General features: G+C 65.9%; 19 protein-coding genes. 9 read left to right on the forward strand and 10 right to left on the reverse strand.

The annotated features are described in order from the left end of the window. Position 1 precedes the first annotated feature (1 nt). Positions 2 to 865, reverse strand: a complete 864-nt coding sequence (locus G6N32_RS18845) for an alpha/beta fold hydrolase (protein WP_115320885.1) — start codon at positions 863 to 865, stop codon at positions 2 to 4. 171 nt (positions 866 to 1,036) lie between these two features. Between G6N32_RS18845 and G6N32_RS18850 the strand changes: the two genes are divergently transcribed. From G6N32_RS18850 to G6N32_RS18860, 3 genes are all read left to right on the forward strand, one after another. Next, positions 1,037 to 1,738: an IclR family transcriptional regulator gene (locus G6N32_RS18850; RefSeq protein WP_115320886.1), complete on the forward strand. Its 702-nt coding sequence runs from the start codon at positions 1,037 to 1,039 to the stop codon at positions 1,736 to 1,738. A gap of 137 nt (positions 1,739 to 1,875) precedes the next feature. After that, on the forward strand, positions 1,876 to 3,513 hold the full coding sequence (locus G6N32_RS18855) for an FAD-dependent oxidoreductase (protein ID WP_115320887.1): 1,638 nt from the start codon (positions 1,876 to 1,878) through the stop codon (positions 3,511 to 3,513). A gap of 142 nt (positions 3,514 to 3,655) precedes the next feature. Continuing rightward, the gene (locus G6N32_RS18860) at positions 3,656 to 4,483 is read left to right on the forward strand and encodes a hypothetical protein (RefSeq protein WP_115320888.1); all 828 of its coding nucleotides are present in this window, start codon (positions 3,656 to 3,658) and stop codon (positions 4,481 to 4,483) included. A gap of 50 nt (positions 4,484 to 4,533) precedes the next feature. Here G6N32_RS18860 and G6N32_RS18865 read toward each other — a convergent pair whose 3' ends face one another. Next, a complete protein-coding gene (locus G6N32_RS18865; protein ID WP_115321410.1) occupies positions 4,534 to 6,069 on the reverse strand; it encodes an AMP-binding protein in 1,536 nt (511 codons plus the stop codon). A gap of 73 nt (positions 6,070 to 6,142) precedes the next feature. Between G6N32_RS18865 and G6N32_RS18870 the strand changes: the two genes are divergently transcribed. Continuing rightward, complete coding sequence (locus tag G6N32_RS18870; RefSeq protein WP_115320889.1) at positions 6,143 to 6,859, forward strand: enoyl-CoA hydratase/isomerase family protein; 717 nt, start codon at positions 6,143 to 6,145, stop codon at positions 6,857 to 6,859. Positions 6,860 to 6,867: 8 nt separating this feature from the next. Here G6N32_RS18870 and G6N32_RS18875 read toward each other — a convergent pair whose 3' ends face one another. The 6 genes from G6N32_RS18875 to G6N32_RS18900 are packed head-to-tail and all read right to left on the reverse strand — an operon-like array spanning position 6,868 to position 12,687. Then, on the reverse strand, positions 6,868 to 8,076 hold the full coding sequence (locus G6N32_RS18875; protein ID WP_115321412.1) for a DUF1214 domain-containing protein: 1,209 nt from the start codon (positions 8,074 to 8,076) through the stop codon (positions 6,868 to 6,870). Between the two features lie 16 nt (positions 8,077 to 8,092). Then, positions 8,093 to 8,896 (reverse strand): sugar phosphate isomerase/epimerase family protein, encoded by an 804-nt coding sequence (locus tag G6N32_RS18880; protein WP_115320890.1) that lies wholly within the window; start codon positions 8,894 to 8,896, stop codon positions 8,093 to 8,095. Positions 8,897 to 8,903: 7 nt separating this feature from the next. Further along, positions 8,904 to 10,073, reverse strand: a complete 1,170-nt coding sequence (locus G6N32_RS18885; protein ID WP_115320891.1) for a sulfotransferase family protein — start codon at positions 10,071 to 10,073, stop codon at positions 8,904 to 8,906. Beyond that, positions 10,070 to 11,197: an LLM class flavin-dependent oxidoreductase gene (locus tag G6N32_RS18890; RefSeq protein WP_115320892.1), complete on the reverse strand. Its 1,128-nt coding sequence runs from the start codon at positions 11,195 to 11,197 to the stop codon at positions 10,070 to 10,072. Before G6N32_RS18890 ends, G6N32_RS18885 begins: the two co-directional genes overlap by 4 nt. Continuing rightward, positions 11,197 to 12,015 carry a TauD/TfdA dioxygenase family protein gene (locus G6N32_RS18895; RefSeq protein ID WP_115320893.1) on the reverse strand — a complete coding sequence of 273 codons (819 nt, stop codon included), beginning with the start codon at positions 12,013 to 12,015 and terminating at the stop codon, positions 11,197 to 11,199. Before G6N32_RS18895 ends, G6N32_RS18890 begins: the two co-directional genes overlap by 1 nt. Before the next feature lie 27 nt (positions 12,016 to 12,042). Then, positions 12,043 to 12,687: a TetR/AcrR family transcriptional regulator gene (locus G6N32_RS18900; protein ID WP_115320894.1), complete on the reverse strand. Its 645-nt coding sequence runs from the start codon at positions 12,685 to 12,687 to the stop codon at positions 12,043 to 12,045. Positions 12,688 to 12,790: 103 nt separating this feature from the next. Here G6N32_RS18900 and G6N32_RS18905 point away from each other — a divergent pair, with 103 nt between their 5' ends. Both G6N32_RS18905 and G6N32_RS18910 read left to right on the forward strand, forming a co-directional pair. Further along, entirely contained in the window at positions 12,791 to 13,270 is a 480-nt protein-coding gene (locus tag G6N32_RS18905; RefSeq protein WP_115321414.1) for a nuclear transport factor 2 family protein, read from the forward strand. Next, positions 13,270 to 14,376, forward strand: a complete 1,107-nt coding sequence (locus G6N32_RS18910) for an NAD-dependent epimerase/dehydratase family protein (protein WP_115320895.1) — start codon at positions 13,270 to 13,272, stop codon at positions 14,374 to 14,376. The genes G6N32_RS18905 and G6N32_RS18910 overlap by 1 nt, the downstream gene beginning before the upstream one ends. A 6-nt stretch (positions 14,377 to 14,382) precedes the next feature. On the opposite strand, the gene G6N32_RS18915 is transcribed toward G6N32_RS18910, so the two are convergent. Further along, positions 14,383 to 15,222 (reverse strand): LLM class flavin-dependent oxidoreductase, encoded by an 840-nt coding sequence (locus G6N32_RS18915; RefSeq protein WP_115320896.1) that lies wholly within the window; start codon positions 15,220 to 15,222, stop codon positions 14,383 to 14,385. A gap of 95 nt (positions 15,223 to 15,317) precedes the next feature. Here G6N32_RS18915 and G6N32_RS18920 point away from each other — a divergent pair, with 95 nt between their 5' ends. The 3 genes from G6N32_RS18920 (at position 15,318) to G6N32_RS18930 (ending at position 18,502) form a co-directional block, all read left to right on the forward strand. Further along, a complete protein-coding gene (locus tag G6N32_RS18920) occupies positions 15,318 to 16,103 on the forward strand; it encodes an SDR family NAD(P)-dependent oxidoreductase (protein ID WP_115320897.1) in 786 nt (261 codons plus the stop codon). Between the two features lie 20 nt (positions 16,104 to 16,123). Next, on the forward strand, positions 16,124 to 17,065 hold the full coding sequence (locus G6N32_RS18925; RefSeq protein ID WP_232077176.1) for a phosphotransferase family protein: 942 nt from the start codon (positions 16,124 to 16,126) through the stop codon (positions 17,063 to 17,065). Between the two features lie 105 nt (positions 17,066 to 17,170). Continuing rightward, entirely contained in the window at positions 17,171 to 18,502 is a 1,332-nt protein-coding gene (locus G6N32_RS18930) for an HNH endonuclease signature motif containing protein (protein WP_115320898.1), read from the forward strand. Here G6N32_RS18930 and G6N32_RS18935 read toward each other — a convergent pair. Beyond that, complete coding sequence (locus G6N32_RS18935; protein WP_115320899.1) at positions 18,499 to 19,797, reverse strand: acyl-CoA dehydrogenase family protein; 1,299 nt, start codon at positions 19,795 to 19,797, stop codon at positions 18,499 to 18,501. The two genes, G6N32_RS18930 and G6N32_RS18935, sit on opposite strands and share 4 nt — an antisense overlap. Between the last annotated feature and the right edge of the window lie 15 nt (positions 19,798 to 19,812).

Consider the following 19,812-nt stretch of genomic DNA (forward strand, 5'->3'; position numbering starts at 1 on the left):
CTCACCGGCCCACCAGGAAGTCGATGTGCAGGCGGTTGAACGTCTTGGGATCCTCGTACTGCGGCCAGTGCCCGCAGCCTTGCATGACCTCGAAGCGCGCACCCGGGATCATCTCCGAGATCCGGCGGCCCTCCGTCGTGTCGGCGGTCGGGTCGTCGCTGGTCCACAGCACCAGCGTCGGCGCGGCGATTGCGCCGTAGTCGCTGGGGCTCATCAGGTTTCGCTGCCGGATCTCTGGATCCTGCAACGCCATGATGTCGCGCATCGCGTTGACGAACCCGGGTTGCCGGTACACCCGCTGGCGGCTGGCGACGATGTCGTCGTAGTCCTTGGACTTGTCTGCCATCAGCCACTTGATCCTGGCCTGCACGGTATCCCAGCTCGGGTTCTCCGCAGCGGCCATCGACAGCGTGATGATCCGCTTCATCACCTCGGGGTCGGCCTGCGAACCGCCGGCGGTGTTCAGCACCAACCGCTCGAGCCGGTCGGGGTGGTCGACGGCGAACCGCGACGCGACCCAGCCGCCCAGCGATTCACCGGAGATGTGTGCCGTCTGCGCCCCGATGGTGTCGAGGACGGCAGCGAGATGCTCGACGTAGTGCGGGATCTCCAGCAGGTGCCCGGGCTTGTCGGTGTAGCCGTGCCCCAGCATGTCGATCGACCAGGTCGAGAAGTGTTCGGCGTGCGCCTCGAGGTTGCGGACGTACGCCTCGGCGTGGCCACCCGAGCCATGGAGCAGCACCAGCGTCGGCTTACTCGGGTCGCCGGCGTGCAGGTAGCGGGTGCGCACTCCGCCGGCATCCAGGTAGCCCTGCGAGAACGCAACGCCCTGCAGATCACTCCAGACGCTCTCGAACTCCGGCACCCGGCTGCCCCTATCCTCGGTGATAATGGGATTCTCGCTTTTTGTAAGCGGTATGTGTAATTATTGAACTACGGTGTGCGATAGTTTAAGAGCATCACTCTCGGAGTGCCGTCTGTCAAGGCAATCCGGGGTGACTCGAGCCCGGATTCGCACCTCACGCACGGGGACGATATGACGCAGACACCCACCGAAAGCCCGATCAGCGCTGCGCCGGGGTCACAGACCCTGGCCCGTGGATTGCACGCATTGCAGCTGGTCGCGGCAGCGAAAGGCGGGTTGACCATCCAACAGGTCGCCGACCACATCGGCGTGCATCGGACCATCGCCTACCGACTGCTGAGCACGTTGGCCTCGTACCGGATGGTGGCCAAAGCCGAGGACGGACGGTTCCGCGCCGCGGCCGGGCTCGCCGCTCTGGGTGCCTCGTTCGACAACAACATCCGCGAACTGTCGATGCCGACGCTGCGGAACCTCGCCGACGAGCTCGACACCACGGTGTCGTTATTGGTCGCCGAGGGTGATCAGCAGGTCGCGATCGCCGTCATCGTGCCAACCCGGGTCTCCTATCAGCTGTCCTTCCACGAGGGCAGCCGCTATCCCCTCGACCGCGGCGCGGCCGGTATCGCACTGCTGGCCAGCATGCCGGTGCGGCCGGGCGAACGTCCGTTGGTCACCCGCGCGCGCGAACAGGGCTGGATCATCACCTACGGGGAGGTCGAGCCCAACACCTACGGTCTCGCGGTTCCGGTACACCGGCCGACAGGCTCGCCGCACACGTGTATCAACCTGATCTCACACCGCGAAGATGTGGTGCTGCACGGGCGGGAGTCGGCGATCGCGGCGGCACAGCGACTTTCGGTGGTTTTGAGTTAAGCACCCCGCTGAACTGGGGTTATGCCGGATGGAGCGCTTGACACTGTGCGATCGGCGTCGTTAGCGTGACAACAACGAACACGTGCGTTCGGTAAATGCACACACCAATAGCACTGTGCGGCAATAGGAGTGAAGCGATGGCGGACACCACCTGGGACTCCGGCCAGTCTGGCCCACCTGCGTGGGACCGCGAAGTCGACGTCGTGGTGCTCGGCACCGGCGCGGCCGGCCTGACCGCTGCGCTGACCGCAGCGGCCAGTGGCGCATCGGTGGCGGTGTTCGAGAAGGCGCCGACCGTCGGGGGGACGACCGCGGTCTCCGGCGGCATCGTCTGGATTCCAGCGCACGACCGGGCGGCCGGTGGTGAGCTGACCGTCGAGGATGCGCTGAAATACCTTGAGGCCCAATCGCTGGGCGTCATGGACCGCGAACTGGTCGAGACGTTCGTCCGCACCGGCCCGGCAATGCTCGACTTCGTCGAGAGCAACAGCGCGCTGCAGTTCGAGGTCGCCGAGGGCTTCCCCGACTACAAGCCCGAACTCCCGGGTGGCCAGCCGGGCGGCGGACGATCGTTGAACGCCAGGCCATTTGACCTCGCCACGCTGGACGACTGGGCGTCGCGCATCACGTCGTTCCCCATCGACTTCAGCAATGTCGGCATCGACGCCGAGACTCGGGCACGCATCCACGCCGCCGTCGACGATATGGACGGCGACTACTGCGTTGCCGGTACCGCGTTGATCGCGGGCTTGCTCAAGGGCCTGCTGGATCTCGGCGTCACCCCGGTCACCGAGGCCCGCGCGCTGGAGCTGATCGGGTCGGCGTCGGCGATCGCCGGAGTGCGGATTGCTCTGGACGATCACGAAATTCGAGTCCGTGCCAAGAAAGCCGTCATCCTCGGCACCGGCGGATTCGAATGGGATCAACGACTGGTCGAGGCCTACCTGCGCGGGCCGTTGCGTGGACCGGTGTCACCGCCGAACAACACCGGCGACGGCTTGCGGATGGCCATGGCGCACGGCGCCGACCTGGCGAACATGGGCGAAGCCTGGTGGGTGCCCGTCATTCAGATTCCCGGCGACACGTTGGGTGGCAGGCCGCGCAGCCGCAGCGTGCGCCTCGAACGCACCCGGCCGCGCAGCATCATCGTCAACCGGTTCGGAAAGCGTTTCCTCAACGAGGCCGGCGAATACAACTCGATGTCCGGACCGTTCCATCAGCTCGATCCGCGCCTGGGATACGTCAACGATCCGGCATGGATCGTCTTCGACGATCAGCATCTGAAGCGCTACGGCTTCCTGGGTGTCGAGCCCGGCGGTGAGGCGCCCGACTGGTTCAACAAGGCAGCGACGCTTGCCGAGCTGGAGGAGAAGGCCGGCATCGACGCCGACGGCCTGAGCGCGACCCTGTCCGTGTGGAACGACAACGTCGCCGCAGAGGTAGACCCCGAATTCGACCGTGGCGCAAGCGCGTACGACGGATACTGGGGTGACAATTCGGCGTCCACCCCGGCGCTGCAGACCCTGGGCCCATTGGACACGCCACCGTACTACGCGGTACCGGTGGGCATCGGCGCCATGGGCACCAAGGGCGGCCCGCGCACCGACAGCGACGGCCGGGTGCTGCACGTCAGCGGTGTACCGATCCCCGGGCTGTTCGCCGCGGGCAACGCGATGGCGGGCGTGACCGGTCGCGCCTACGGCGGGGCCGGCGGAACCCTGGGGCCGGCGATGGTGTTCGGCTACCGCGCGGGCCTGGCGGCGGCTTCTCGTTGAGAGCGCCGCGGGCCTGGCGGCGGCTTCTCGTTGAGAGCGCATTGAGCGCGACGATTTCGCGAATTCTTCTCTCTGAGTGCGCTCTCAACGCCCTGTGGATGGGTGAACACGTCCCTGTGCGCCCTTTGACACCCTGCAACCCATGGCGCAGGTGTTCATCGGCAGCGAGGCGTTGGCGGCGGGCAGGGTTACGAAGTACGAGCTGCGGGCGCATTACCAACGCGTGCTGCCTGACGTCTACACCGCGAAGTGTGCGCCTTCGCTCCGCGACAGGACCATTGCCACGTGGTTGTGGTCCGGACGCCAAGGTGTCATCTCGGGTGCGGCCGCGTCAGCACTGCATGGCGCAAAGTGGGTGGACCACAACGCCGTCATCGAAGTGAACTGGCCCGGTCGCAAATCTCCAGCGGGCGTTCAGATCTGCCGAGACACGTTGTTCGACGCGGAAATCACGTCGCGGCACGGTGTGGCCGTCACCAGCATCGAGCGGACCGCGTTCGACCTCGCGCGACACGGGCCCACGGCCAAGGCTGTCCAGCGGCTCGACGCGCTGGCCGCGGCCACCGCCTTCCGAGTCGGTGATGTTCTCGCGGTGGCCGAGTGTCATCCCCACGTCAAAGGTCTGCGTCGCGTGCCTCAGCTGCTGGAGCTTGTCGACGCCGGCGCGCAGTCGCCGCGTGAAACCTGGTTGCGACTGCTGCTGATGGACGCCGGATTTCCGCGGCCAGAAACTCAGATTCCAGTGCTCCGAGCCGACGGGTATTCGCACTACTTTCTCGACATGGGCTGGCCCGATGTCATGGTCGCGGTCGAATACGACGGCGAGCAACACCGCCTCGATCGCGACATCTACGGCGGCGACGTGATCCGATCGGAATACATCACACAGGTCGGCTGGCGGCGCGTCAGAGTGCTGGCAGGTCACCGAAAGTACGACATCCTGCGACGAGTCCATGAGGCGTGGCGTTGAGAGCGTGCTGAGAGCGAGCCTTCGGCGAAAAGTTCGCTCCCAGTGCGATGTCAACGCTCGGCAATGTGCTTGCGCACCAGATACTTCTGCACCTTACCGCTGGCTGTGCGGGGGTAGTCCCCTGCCACCTCGTGTAATTCTTCGGGCCACTTCTGCCGTGCCGCACCGCAGCTGTCGAAGTGCGCGCGAACCTCCTGCAGCGTCGGCATCCGGTGGCCCTCCCGGACGCGCAGCACGGCAGCGGTGTGCTCGCCGAGACGGGCGTCCGGCGCAGAGACCACCACCGCTTCGGCGACCGCCGGCATGCTCAGCAGCAGCTCCTCGACCTCAAGCGCGCTGATGTTCTCGCCACCGCGGATGATCACGTCCGCTTTGCGGTCGGTGATCGTCAGGTAGCCGTCCTCGTCGAGGACGCCGATGTCTCCGGTGTGATACCAGCCCTCAGCGTCAAAAGCCTTGGCAGTCACCATGTCATCGGTGTACCCGAGGCACAGATCCGGTCCGCGAGAGAGGATCTCGCCTTCGTCGGTCAGACGGACCTCCACGCCGGGCCGGGCGTCACCGTCGGTGAACAGCCGCTTGTCCTCCGGCGCGCTCGGCCGTGACCCGGTGATCGACGGGTGCTCGGTGCTGCCGTAGGAGCGGAAGACGTGCACACCCAGATCGGCGAGCCGACGGGTCACCGCGATCGGCACCGTCGAGCCACCGAGGCCGACGTGTTTGATCCGGCTCATGTGCGCGTCGGTGAAATCGGGGTGATCGAGCAGGCTTGTGACGAAGTACGGCGGGCCGCCGCCGATCGACATGCCTTCGGACTCCATCAGTTCCAGCACCCGGCCGGGATCCCAGACGTCGGTCAGGTCGATGGGCGCGCCTTCGAGCACCGGAATCAGGAAGGCACCGACCATACCGATGAAGTGGCCGACGGGCGTCGCGGTGATCTGTCTGCCGCGGTCGGGCGCATAGTTCTCCAGCAGCTGCCGAGTCTCGAACCCCAGCGTTTGATGGCTGTGGATCACGCCCTTGGGATCGCGGGTTGTTCCGGAGGTGAACGCGATCAGCGCCGGGCCTGCCGGATCGGTGTGCAGCTCGCCGTCCATCGGTTCGTCGGCCAGCAGGTCATCGAAGTTGTCGCCCACCAGGCCCACGATCGGGATCTCGGCACACAGATCTGGCTGATACGTCATGTGTCCGAAGTGCTCGGTGGTGATGAAGACCTTGGGCCGTGCCGTGCCGATGATGTGGGTCAATTCCTTGCGACCGTAGAAGTGCACGATCGGCACGACGACAGCCCCCAGGAACGACGTCGCCCAATACGTCACCGCGGCCTCGACCCAGTTGGGCAGCTGGAAGGCGATGACGTCACCGGGGCCGACCCCGCGGGACCGCAACCCGGCCGCCAGCCGGCGCGCAAGGATCTCCACGTCGCGGAAGGTCCCACTGAACGGCCGTACCGCGGAGTGCACCCAGAACCCGGTGTCGGGGTTGGCCGCCAGACCCTTGGCCAGCAGCTCACCGAGAGTATCCGGCGTCCACCAGCCTTCCTCGATGTAGCGTTTGCTCAGCTCAACCGGGATATTCCTCAACTGCAGCACCTCCGCTTGGCGATGCTATTCTCCGTCATCGAGAATGCCAATACCGGAATTGGAGAACGCAAACATGGTCGATCTGGAGACGAGCGACGGCCTTGCAGTCCTCACGATCGACCGTCCGCACGCCCGTAACGCGATCGCACTGTCGACCATGGGTGAACTCGAGGAGGCGCTCGACGCGGCGGCAGGCGCGCTGGCCTTGGTCATTCGCGGCGGCGGCGACCGGGCATTCGTGTCCGGCGGTGACCTCAAGGAACTGAGCGCGCTGCGCACCACCGACGAGGCCGCCGCGATGGCTGCCCGCATGCGCGCGATCTGCGACCGCATCGCCGGTTTCCCCGCCCCCGTCATCGCCGCACTCAACGGGCATGCCCTCGGCGGCGGAGCCGAAGTCGCCGTCGCCGCCGACATCCGGATCGCCGCCGACGACATCAAGATCGGCTTCAACCAGGTTTCGTTGGCGATCATGCCGGCCTGGGGCGGCGCCGAGCGGCTGGCGGCACTCGTCGGCAACGGCAAAGCCTTGCTGCTCGCCGGGTCCGGCACGGTACTCACTGCCGCTGAGGCGCAGCGGTGGGGCCTGATCGATAGGGTGGTTCCGCGAGATTCGTTCGACGACGAATGGCGAACGCTGGCAAGGTCGTTGGCCGACCGGCCGGCCGGTCGTATCAAGAAGGTGATCGGCGGCGTCACCCCGGCCGAAGCCATCGACGCGTTCGCCGAACTGTGGGTGTCCGACGAGCACTGGGAAGCTGCCGACCGGGTGATGAACCGCGGGAAGTAGCGCCGGCATCAGAGCGGGAACCTGGCGCGCACTGCGGTGAACCGTTCCCACATCTGCGCGGTGCGCTCATAAGCGTTGATGCGCTTGGTCTCCGGCGGCAGCGCATCGCCGAGTTCGGTGCGGGCGACCACGCGAGTGGACAGGACGGCGGGCTCTCCCCCGAGCATGTGACGGTAGGTGAGGTTGCCGCGCTCGAACCCCTGGGTGTCGACCCAGTTCTGCACGCCGGGGTCGTCGTGGGCGAGAACCAGCCGGATCTTGCCGTCGTCGTCCACAGACGCGCGGCTCGGGGTGTAGCTGACGGGACGGTAGAGGAAGTCCATGCTGGTGAAAAATGTGCCCATATTGGTGATCATCCAGAGACCCTCGTGCGCGTCGAACTCGACGATCAGCGCCTCGTCGGGGCCCAGTTCCCAGTACATGTTCGCAGCGACGCGGCCGCGCTTGGCGTCGGCCTCGGTGGCTTCCGTTTCCGGAAACCGATTCGGGTGCTCGTTGTCGACTCCGCCGTAGGTGAATGGAAATTCGGGCCAGCTGGTCATCAGGCCTGTGACGAAATCGCCGGCCCATCCCATCGCGTCGACCATTGCGGTCGCAGTCGGGACCGGCCTGGGTGCGGCCATGTCGACGCGCTCAATACGCAGCACACCGGGTCGCTCATCCCAGCTGTCAAAACCCTGTCGAATGAACAGCTTCCGGGTGGCAGGTGTGGTCGGTAACCAGTTCAGGCCACGCTCGGGCCCGCCGATGTACAGCTCGAACGTGCCGTCCGGTTCGACATGCAGTTGGTGGCCGAACACATTGGCCTCCGGCACATCGCCGAACGGCTCGTGCAGGACGTGCGGGCCGGCCGGGCGCGCGCCCTGTACGGTGACGTTGAAAAATCGCGCGGTACCTCGTGTTCCGGTGACTCGATAGATCGACTCACCGTCAATCCACGCCTGCTGATAGGTGAAATCCGCGCAATCGCCGCCGAGTTTGCGGGTCGGACCGCAGAAGGCGTGGATGCTCGGGTACCGCGAATCCCGGGTTTCCAGCGCAAGGTCGAAGGCCTGCCCCAGGTTCTGGGTGAGGAAACGGAACGCGTCGGTCCGCTGAGCCCCTGAGGTGGCGTTGAAGTCCTTGAACGACTGCCGGCCGGCGGCCTTCAGTCGATCGCAGAACTCGCTCCACGCATCATCGAGCGCCTTGTCCTCCGGACCATCGCCAAACGCCACCGGACTCCCCCTCTCCTCAGCCGCCGAGCCGGTCGAGCATCCCGCGGACCGCATCACACGCCCGCTGCGCCGCCGGCAGCCGTCCTTCTGCGTCGATTCTCGGCCCCAGCAGCTCGAGGTCGAAGCCGAACCGATAGCCCTCGGCCAGCGCCTGGGCCACAAACGATTCGATCGGGATCGCGCCATCACCCGGTACCGCCCGGGCAGGCAGCGCGCGGTCGCCCAGCACATAGTCACTCAGCTGGATCAACCGCGTCCGGGGAAGCGCCCTGCGCAGCAATCCCGCAAGGTCGGCCTCGGCCCAGCAGTGGAACAGATCGATACAGATGTCGAGTCCGGCCGATTCGGCAAGCGTGATGGTGTCGCGCAGACTGTGCGCCATGTGGATGTCGGCGTACACGGCGTTGGCATTCTCGATGGCCAGGCTGATGCCGGCCTGTGCGGCCTCGTGCAGGCACGGCTCGATCGCGGTGCCGAAGGCCTCGGCGGCCTCCGACCAGCTGAGCTCGCCACGGCCGCCGGTAAGCAGGTAGATGCAGCGGGCATCGACGGATGCGGCGACGTCGATCAGCCGAGATAGTGCGCTGCGGGCGGCGCCGGCCGTCCGCCGGTCAATCGGGACTAGGCCGGAACCGAAGACGTGGCAGACCGCCTGCACCAGATAGTCACCAGATCCGACGACTCGCTGGAAGTCGGGGTCAAGCAGCTCGGTGTCGATGACACTAAGACACCGCACACCGAGTTGCGTCCAATGGCGTTGCAGTTCAGCCGGACTCGACCCCAGGAAGGTGACGTCATGGACGGATAGCTGCTCGTGCATCCCGGGCTCAGTCCCGCTTTTCGATCGGAACTCCGAAGCGCTCCCGGAACGGTGCGAACTCGGCGTGTAGATCGTCCAGGTTCTCCCCGATGTCGGTCAGCAGCGATGTGGAGTAGCGGAATTTGCCATAGCGGTCGCCACGGTTCTCGGCCAGGTAGGTGCGCATGGCCGACTCAGCCCCGCCGCTGAGATCACGACCGCAGAAGGCGTAGTAGGTCCGTACGGTCGCGATCGGGTCTGCGATGAAATCGAGGTACGGGATGTGCATGATGCGCGGATCGTCGACCAGTGGCGCGCTCATCGTGTTCCTGATGCTGGCCCGGGTCAGTTCGAGATGCATCTTTGCGGCGGCCTGGAGATCGACGGGCCCGATGATGCCCTCGAGGATGTCGGCCATCATCATGGTGCGCGATGCGGCGACCTGTACCGGATCACGGTGCAGCCAGAGCAGATTCGCGTCCGGGTAGGTGTCGAAGAATGCCTCCAGACGGAAGCCGTGGAAACCCTTCAGCACCCAGTATTTGCGTGGCCGGTGGTATTGGCACTGTTGCAACATCGCCTTGTGCAGCCGGTACTGCGCGGCCGGATCCGTCGGGAGTCCGCCGACCAGCGTCGGCATCGGCACCCGCCACCATGCGGTCGGTGTCATCACCCGGAAGTCGTACGCCCAGGTGCGTTCGTCTTCCGGAAGTCCGTCACCGAGCATGTCGTTGTACGGATGGCTGTGCAGCCATTTGGGCATCGTGGTGTTGATCTCACGCCAGTCGGCATCGGCCTTGTCCCGGCGCGGATCGTCCGCTGCGGCGAGGCCCGGCGGCGGCGATGGGTACATCACTTCCCAGAAGCGAAGCGCACGGCCGTGCGGGTCCACCGACATCAGGGCGTGCATCAATGTGGTGCCCGAGCGTGGCTCGCCTGTGACGAACATCGGCCGGTCGATCACCTCGTCGGCGATCGGATAACGGCTCCGGTCCGCGATCAGTTCCAGTCGCGACGTCAACAGCCAGTGGCAGACACGCTCGGCCTCGGCAATTCCGTTGGCGTCCAAGCCGACACCGTTGAGGTGATCGACGGCCAGGGTGAACCGCTCCGGCAGGCTCGGATCGCCGAAGTCGTCGCAGCCGGTCTCGGCCCGCGCGCGGGTGAGCAGATCGGCGGCATCCAGTCGATCGGTCATGGCCGTCCTCCACACAGGATCAGCAGCTCATCTTCGGTCCGACGTACGTTGGCCGCCGATGCCGCGCTGAATTCCAGACCTGCCATCGTGCTGTAGTCCAGGATCTTGGGAACCCGAAGTCCGGCGTCGACATACGACTTGATGGTCCGTGCGACCTGTTTCGGGGTACCGTGCGGGACCAAAGCGAGGATTGCCTCGGGATCGACACGGGCAAGGAAATCGATGATGCGCTCCCGGGTGAGGGTGGCCGGATTGATGTCGTGAAAGCCGGCCCAGTCCTCCCCCATCGGATGGTCGAATCCGAAGCGGCGCAACACCGGTGCCGATACCTGCAGCAGAAAGCTGGCCACCAGCGGCGCCCGGACGATCCGCTCGATGGCGGCGTCGTCCTCACCGATCAGGCACACCTGCACGAAACACGGGGTGATCGCCATCGGGTCCCGGCCCGCTCGGTCGGCGGACTGGCGCACCGCGCGCAACATCTCCGCATAGTGATCAGGGGTCCATGCGCCGGCCGGCCACCAACCGTCGGCGTACCGGCCGACGATCTCGAGCATGCGCGGGCCGCTGGCACCGATCCAGATCGGCGGCACGCGTCCCGCGTAAGGCTCGGTGTCGAGGCGGGCCTGCTCCAGCCGGTAGAACTGGCCGTGGAAGTCGACCGGACCGGGGCTATCCCACAGCAGCCGAATGACTTTCAGCGCCTCCTCGAGGCGACTCACTGGCTTGGCGAAGTCGAAGCCGTACGGCACGATGTTCTCGTTCTCGCCACTGCCGAGCCCCAAGATGAACCGACCGCGCGACAGGTGGTCGATAGTAAGGGCGCTCTGGGCAAGTAGTGCGGGATGGCGCCGGACCGTGTCGACCACGCTGGTGACCAGTGGCACAGTGGTGGTGAGCACTGCCGCGGCGGCAGCGACCGCCATGCCGTCGAGATGTCGGTGCGGCGACGGTGACACGGTGGCCAGGTCGGTGAATTCCGGTGTCCACAACGAATCCGGCCAGAAACTGACCATGTGGTCGGGTAACCAGATCGAGTGGTACCGACCACTGTCCAGGTCGGTGAGGCAGGACAGATCCAACGGAAGGGTGGTGCGCAGAAATGCGGCCGGCTGGACGTCCATCAGGCGAACGGCTCCTCGCCTTCCAGCTTGGTGCGGTGCAACAACCTGCCGGACTGCGGATCGTAGGGCGTGGCGCGGTGCATGGTTCCGGTGTTGTCCCAGATGACCAGGTCGCCGACCGTCCAGTGGTGGCGGTAGACGAACTCAGGTCGGGTGGCCCAATCCCGTAACCGGACAAGCAGTTCGACGCTCTTGCGGAAGTCCATGTCCACCACGTGGCGCGCCGTGCACCCCAGCACCAGGGATTTGCGCCCAGAGCGGTGATTCCACACCAGCGGAAGTTCGCGGTCGCCGATCGCCATCATCGCCCGCAGCGTCGGGTAGCTGGGTTCGGGCTCGTAGTAGAACAGCGTGTTCCACGCCGAGTGCATCACCCGCAGCGATTCGAGCGTGTGCTTGTCGGCTTCCTCCAGCGCGTCGTAGGCCGCGTAGGTATTGGCGAATTCGGTGTCGCCGGAGCCGTCCGGGCACACGACCTTGCTCGACAGAAGCGAGGCGCGGATCGGCACGCTGTTCATCGTCCCGTCGATGTGCCAGTACAGCGAGCCTTTCAGATAGTCGGCCAGCTCGTTGATGCTGGTGTCCAGGGTGACGGAGTAGACCTGCTCTCCAGTGCGTTCCGGCGCGAATGTGCCCAGCGTCTCGGTGAATTCGACCTGTTCGGCGTCGCTGAAACCGATCTGCGGAAACACCAGCACACCACGGCGTTCGAGGAGGTCACGAAGACTGTCGGCATGCACACCGCTGAGCAAGTCCGCCTTGGTGGCCCGGACTTCGGAGGCGATAGCCGGTGCGATATCGACAACCGACAGGCTCATGGCCGGTAACTATACACCGGCGTATAGTTACCGGGGCAGGACTCCGCGCAGGAACAGATCGACCGCGTGCAGCAGACGCCGGCGCTCTTCCTTCTGGCTGCGGTAGAGGCCGAAATCGGCCAACCGGGCGGGCAACACCTCGACCATGGCCAGGAAATGCTCTGCCGCGAGCTCGATGTCGTCGACCTCGATGGCACCGGACTCGGCATGGCGCGCAAGGAGATCCATCACCTGCCGCTGGCGGCGCGCCCAGCCGAGAGAGTCAGCGCTGAGCGCGAATTCGGGAAAGCGGTGTGCTTCGTTGCGCGCGATTCGATGCAGCTGCACGATGTCCGGATCGAGTGCTTGACGCAGCGCACCTTCGCCGATGGCTACCAAGGCGGCACGCAAATCCTGCTCGTCGGCGGCATCGCCAGTGTCGACCGGCACCGCCCGGCTGAACGCCCACGGGATGACGTCGAGGAACACCGCGCGCTTGTCGGGGTAGCGAGCGTACAGCGTCGGTTTGGCGATTCCGGCGGCCTCGGCGATCGCGACCATCGTCGTCGCGTCGTAGCCGTTCTCGAGAAACGTCCGCACCGCCGCTTCCCGGATCCGAAGGTGCAGAGCCGCGGCCTCGGCCTGCGTCGGCCGTCCGCCCCGCCGCTGCGCATCCGACGACGCCTTTGCCATTCGCGAGAGTTTACGGCGCGATCTATCACATCGGGCGTTGCCGCGTGAGTTCCTCGCCGGCGCAGCCGCTGTTCGCTAGCCTGTGCCGGTGACCGACGCGGCAATGGATATCGAAGAGATCAAGAAGCTCAAAGCCCGATATTGCCGCCTGCTCGACACCAAAGACTGGGCTGGCTGGCGGGACGTCTTCACCGACGACTTCGTCAGTGACACCACCCCATCCGGCGGTGTGCTCATCACCGGCGCCGACAACATGGTCGAGTTCATCAAGAAGACTCTGGGCAAGCCCTCTCAACCCACCGTGCATCAGGTTCACGCTCCGGAGATCGAGCTGACCTCGCCGTCCACCGCCACAGGAATCTGGGCGCTGAACGACGTTGTGCGCCTTGCCCCCGGCGTCAACCTCGCGGGGTACGGCCACTATCACGAGACCTACGAGAAGTCCGGCGGACAGTGGCGGATCAAGACTTCCACCCTGACCAGGCTGCGCGAGGACGTATTCAATCCCCTATTCTCCATTCGGATTTCGCCACGCCTGCGTGATTCCGCGGCGCGGCTGGCACGAAAGCGAGGCATGGTCTGATGTCACAACGCACAGTTCTGGTCACCGGGGCATTCGGTCAAGTCGGCTGGCGTTGCACCGAAATCCTCGTGAACCGCGGGTACACCGTCGTCGCCACCGACCTGCCGACCGAGACGTCCCGGACGGTCGCGGCCCGGCTGGCCGCCGGGCGACACCCCGGAGCATTCCTGCCGGTGTACGCCGACCTGACCGACGCCGATGCGGTGAGCGAAATGCTTGGTGACCACCCTCCTACCGCGATCGTCCACCTGGCCGCGATGCTGGCACCGGCCTCATACCGCAATCCGAAACTGGCTCGCCGGGTCAATGTCGGCGGTACCACCAACCTGGTGTGGGCCGCCGCCGCACTGCCCGAACCACCGACGATCATCTATGCATCCAGTGCGTCGGTGTACGGGTCCCGAAACCCTTATCGCTACCCCGAACTGATCACTCCGACGACACCAGTGAATCCCATCGACCAGTACGGCGAGGACAAGGTGCTGGCCGAGAAGGTGATCACCGATAGCGGCCTGCCGCATGCGATGTTGCGTCTGGCCGGTGTCATCTCCCCCGACGCCGCAGGCTCGATGAACAGTGACTACCTGGTTCTGATGCGAGCAACTCCCGGCGACAACCGGTTGCACACCGTCGACGCCCGCGACGTCGCGTTGGCCTTCGCCAACGGGGTCGACCGCACCAAGGCCATCGACGGCAAGGTACTGTTGATCGGCGGCGATGAAACCCACCTGCACACGCATCGCGACGTCGAAGACGACATGATGTCCGCGATGGGACTCGGCCGGCTCGGGGCCGGTGCCAGTCTTCCCGGCGACCCCGACGACGAGCGGGGCTGGAGCTTCACCGGGTGGTATGACACGACGGAATCCCAAGCGTTGCTGGACTTTCAAGAACACCCCTGGCCCGAGACCGTAGCCTGGGTGGCCGGATCGCAAAGCGGCGCACTGAAGACAGTCCTGGGACTGGCGGGACCTGTTATCAGGCCCGTGATGCGACTGGTGCTGGCCGCGCAACGCCGCCAGGAAGGCCGCGGCCGGTACGCCGACCCGTGGAACTTCATCGCAGGTAAGTACGGCCCCGAAGTCCTGGCCGGTGCGGGCGACTAGGGACGCTCAGTTCGGGAAGGCCGCGATCACCGTTTCGCCGAACTCGGCGATCGACTCGGGTGCACCGAAATCGGCAAACCAAATGTAAAACCGTTGCGCCCCTTGGTCACGCAGTCGGGCGAAGTACGCGATGAGTTCGTCGGCACGGCCACAGACCAGACCGGGACCGAGATGTCCCCAGCGTCGGCGGCTCTTGTCAGCCACCTCGTCGCCGTCGGCGTTGCGGCCGATGAACCCGACCATCTGCTGGACTGAGGCGCGCGCCGCGCCGATGGCGGGCAACAGTTTCGGCAACTCCTGGACGTAGGTGGCGGGCAGGTTCCACCAGTCGGCGTACTGGCGTACCAGCTCCAGCATCCGGGGTCCGCGACCGCCGAGCAGCAGCGGGATCGGCCTGCTCGGTTGGGGCTGCTGGGCGTCGTCACCGGCCCAGTACCCCTTCAGCGCGATGAGGGTCTGCTCGAGAGCGGCTACCCGCTGCTTTCCTGTCGCGGTGCCGAATCCGAACTTGGCCAGCTCGTCGGGCATGGACCCGGAGCCCAGGCCCAAATCGAATCGTCCGCCCGATGCCTCGGCAAGTGTGACGGCCTGCTTGGCCAACACCGCGGGCGCACGGAAGGGATCGCAGAGCACCAGGTGACCGATCCGCAGGCGCTCGGTTCGGGCGGCCACCCAGGTCGCCGTCGTCATCGCTTCCCAAATCGGGCTGGCCGGTGCCATCGGCGTCTCGAGATGATCGAGGAAGGCCACCCCGTCGAAACCGCTTGCTTCGGCCGTCTGGGCTCGCAGCACCAAATCGTCGATGCCCATTCGGCTTTGCGGGATGTACAGGTGCCACTCGACCATGATTCGACCTTTCGCGTCCGTCGCGCCGAGGTGCAGGGTAACGTGATTCTCGCTTTCGGAGAACCGGTTCTCGGATAGTCGTGAGAGGAGCCGACGTGTCAGGACGGTGCACAGGCAAGGTCGCATTGGTGACCGGCAGTAGCCGGGGCCTCGGCAAGGCGATAGCGCAGCGACTGGCCGCCGAGGGCGCCACCGTGGTGCTGACCGCCCGCACCGCCGAACCCGATCCGAAGTACGACGGCTCACTGGTACAGACCCAGCAGGAGATCGTCGACGCCGGCGGCACCGCCGTCACCATCGCCGCGGACCTGTCCGACTCCGCGGACCGCGAGCGGTTGTTCGCCGAGACCGTTGCTCAGGTCGGCGCCCCGGACATCGTCGTCAACAACGCCGCGGTCACCTTCCTGCGCCCGCTGGACGGATTCCCCGAGCGGCGGGTCCGGTTGATGCTGGAGATGCACGTCGTTGCACCGCTGCACCTGACGCAGCTCGCCATCCCGGCCATGCGGGAGCGCGGCCGCGGGTGGGTGCTCAACCTCACCTCGGTTGGCGGCGATCTGCCCCCGGGACCGCCGTTCTCCGAGTTCGACCGCACCGCCGGGTTCGGGATCTACGGCACGGTCAAGGCGGCGATGAACCGGATGACGAAAAGCCTTGCGGCCGAGTTGTACGACGACGGTATCGCCGTGAACGCCGCCGCGCCGACCAACCCTGTCGCCACTCCGGGGGCCGGCAGCCTGGACCTCGCGAAGACCGATACCGAGGACATCGAGCTGATCACGAGGACCGCGTTGGAGCTGTGTACCGGCGATCCGTCGACCGTGACCGGGCGCATCGTGCAGACCCAGACATTTCTTCGCGAGATCGGCGCGCTGAGCTGACCGGCGATCTCCTCGACGAGTTGCGGGACCGCCTTGCCTCCCAGGGGATTTCCGGGCTGCGGCCGTTGGCCGGTGGGGCCTCGAGCCTGACCTTCGCCGGTGACCTCGCCGATCGTCGTGTCGTGGTGAAGGTCGCCCCGCCCGGCCACGCGCCCATCGCGCACCGTGATGTTCTTCGTCAGGCCAGAATCATCCAGGCCCTGCAGGGCACGGCGGTGCCGGTGCCGGAGATCCTGTTCGACGACGCGGGCGAACCACCGGACATACCACCGCTGTTCGTGATGTCGTTCTCCCCCGGAACGTCGGTGGAGCCGCTGTTCGGCCCCGACGACGCCGGTGCGGAGACCGCGGTCGCCGAGCGGTTTCATCGTGCCGCCCACACTCTGGGTGTGCTGCACCGGCTGTCACCTGCCGAGTTCGGCCTGACCGGCGAACCGGTCATAGCCCCGGCTGCCGAGGTCGACAAATGGTGTCGCACATTGGAAACGGTGGATCCGGCGCTCGCGCCCGGTTGGCAACAGGTTGCGCACGCATTGCACGTCGCGACCCCGCCCCCGATCGCGCCGGCTATCGTGCACGGCGACTTTCGATTGGGCAACCTGCTGGCCGACGAGCAGGGCATCACCGCTGTGATCGACTGGGAGATCTGGTCGGTCGGCGACCCGCGTGTCGACGTCGGCTGGTTCCTGATCAACTCCGACCCGGACACCTATCGGCGAGCCACCCCGTACCGCGGGACGACCCCGCCGGTGCGCGAATTGGTCGCCGATTACCGGGATGCGGTGGGAAGGCACGTACCCGACCTCGAGTGGTTCCAGGCGCTTGCCTGTTTCAAGTCGACGGCCACCTGGTCGCTGATCGTCAAACACAACCGGCGCCGGATGACAGCCGACCCCTCGTTGGAGGCGATGGCCGAGGCCCTGCCCGGCTTACTCAACCGAGCGGCCCATTACCTGGCTTGAGGCACGAACGACGAAGCAGGGCAGAGTTTTCCACAGTTCTGACTTCATCCACAGGTCGGCTTTGGCGTCGGGTTTTTGTCGGTGGTTCGCACTAATGTTCGATGTATGGGTTTGATCGACGGCGTGTTGGAGGCGCTCGACGATGTCGTCGAGGCGTTGGCCGCAGTCGATCTCGAGGGGTTGTCACCGCCGGATCGGTTCAGGGTTCTGCAGCGGTTGGAGACCGCGCGACGCCGGCAGGTCGCAGTGTCGCACGCGGTGGTGGGGCGGTTGGAGCAGGTCGAGGGCTGCCCGCCGGTACCGATCACCCTGGCCGATGTGTTGCGGATCAGTCCGCGGGAGGCCAAACGCCGCATGCGGGATGCCGAGCAGGTGGCGCCGCGGCGGGCGTTGACCGGTGAGCCGCTGCCGCCGCTGCTGCCCGAGACCTCCAAGGCCTGGCACGACGGGCAGTTGGATGGCGAGCATCTGAAGGTGATCCAGAAATTCTTCCGTGACTTGCCCGATCATGTCCCGACGGTGGAGGTCGAGAGGGCCGAACGCACACTGGCCGAGCACGCCCAAACGATGCGGCCCGATCAGTTGGACAAGATCGCCCACCGGTTGGCGCTGCACCTCAACCCGGACGGGACGTTCTCCGATGACGACCGCGCCCGCAAACGCGGCTTCGTCTGGTGCGGTGGGCAACAAGTCGACGGGATGAGTGTGGGCCGGCTGATCGCCACGCCGGAGTTGCGGGCGCTGCTCGATGGGTGGTTCACCAAGTTCGCCGCACCCGGGGTGTGCAACCCCGCCGACCAGACCCCCACCCTCACCCCATCCGAGGATGTGGCCGACCGCGACCTGCGCAGCCACGCCCAACGCCAACATGACGCGTTGACCGCACTGGTGCGCGGTCAGCTCGGGGATCCGAAACTCGGTCAGCACAACGGGTTACCCGTCACGGTGATCGTCTCGGCCACCCTGCAGGACCTGCAGGCCAAGACCGGGCACGCGGTCACCGCCACCGGAACCCTGCTACCCATCCCCGACGTCATCCGGATGGCCAGCCACGCCTACCACTACCTGGCCCTGTTCGACGGGATGCGCGGGCAGGCGTTATGGCTGGGCCGCACCAAACGGGTGGCATCGGCTGATCAGCGGATCATGCTGCACAGCAAGGAACGCGGTTGCACCCGCCCGGGATGTGACGCACCGGGCTATCTCACCGAGGTCCACCACGTCGACGAATGGGCCCAGGGCGGGCTGACCAACATCGACACCCTCACCCTGGCCTGCCCGGCCGATCACCGACTCCTCGACCACGGCTGGAAAACCCGAAAACTCGCCAACGGCAACACCGAATGGATCCCCCCACCACAACTCCCACTCACCGCAGGCACCAACACCTACCACCACCCAGAACGCCTGCTTGCCAAGGACGCCGAAAAGGACTAGCCGCGCGGAATGCCGGCCAGCCGGTCGGCGAACTTCTCTTCGGCGGCGGCTCGCAATCGCAAGAGGTGTTCGGAGGGAAACAGATCCGGCGCCGGTTCGCGGTTCTTCAGCAGCAGCCGGGCCAAGGTCACCTTGTGCACCTCGGTCGGCCCGTCGGCGAGCCCCAGCACGAACGACTCGGTCAGGTATTGCACGAACGGCATCTCGTGGCTGGTACCCAGCGAACCGTGAATCTGCAGTGCGCGCGCCGAGACGTCGTGCAACACCTTCTGCATCATCGCCTTGACGGCCGAGATATCGGCCCGTACCGCCTTGTAGTCGTTGTACTGGTCGATCTTCCACGCGGTCTGCAAAGTCAGCAGCCGGAACGCCTCGATCTCCATCCAGGAGTCGGCGACCATCTCCTGCACCATCTGCTTGTCCGCCAGCACGCTGCCCTGCGTGTAGCGCGACACTTCCCGCTCGCAGATCATGTCGAATATCCGCCGCACCAGGCCGACGGTCCGCATCGCGTGGTGAATTCGACCGCCACCCAACCGGGTTTGCGCCACCACGAACGCACCACCGCGCGGGCCAAGCATGTGGTCGGCGGGGACACGCACGTTCTCGTACCGCACGTAGCCCTCGCGGCCGCCGCCCCCGAGCGGCTGGTAACCCAGCCCGACATCGCGCAGCACGTTGATCCCGGGGGTGCCGCCGGGCAGCACGAACATCGAATACCGGTCGTACGGCGCGGCATCGGGGTCGGTCATCGCCATCACGATGATGAACGACGCTTTGGACGCGAACGACGAATACCACTTCTCGCCGTTGATGACCCAATGGTCGCCGTCTTGCACAGCGGTGGTCTCGAAGATCTTGGGATCGGCGCCACCCTGAGGTTCGGTCATCGAGAAGCAGGAGATGATGCGGTTGTCCAGGAGCGGCTCGAGATAACGCTCCTTGAGCTCCGGCGTGCCGTAGTGCGCGAGGATCTCACTGTTGCCCGAGTCCGGCGCCTGCGAACCGAAAACGATTGGCGCGCACTCGGACCGGCCTAAGATCTCATTGAGCAGCGCCAATTTCACCTGCCCGTAGCCCGGGCCGCCGAGATGCGGGCCCAGGTGAGTGGCCCATAAGCCGCGGTCTTTGACGATCTGCTGCAGCGGCGGAATCAACGCCTGGCGTACCGGGTCGGTGAGGTCATGCGATTCGGAGACGATGTAGTCGATCGGCTCGCACTCCGAGCGGACGAATTCCTCGACCCACTTCAGTTGATCAGCCCAATCCGGATCGGTGGAGAAGTCCCATGACATGTGTTTCGTCCCTTC

Origin of the sequence: Mycolicibacterium aichiense, assembly GCF_010726245.1 — a bacterium.
Lineage (GTDB): Bacteria > Actinomycetota > Actinomycetes > Mycobacteriales > Mycobacteriaceae > Mycobacterium > Mycobacterium aichiense.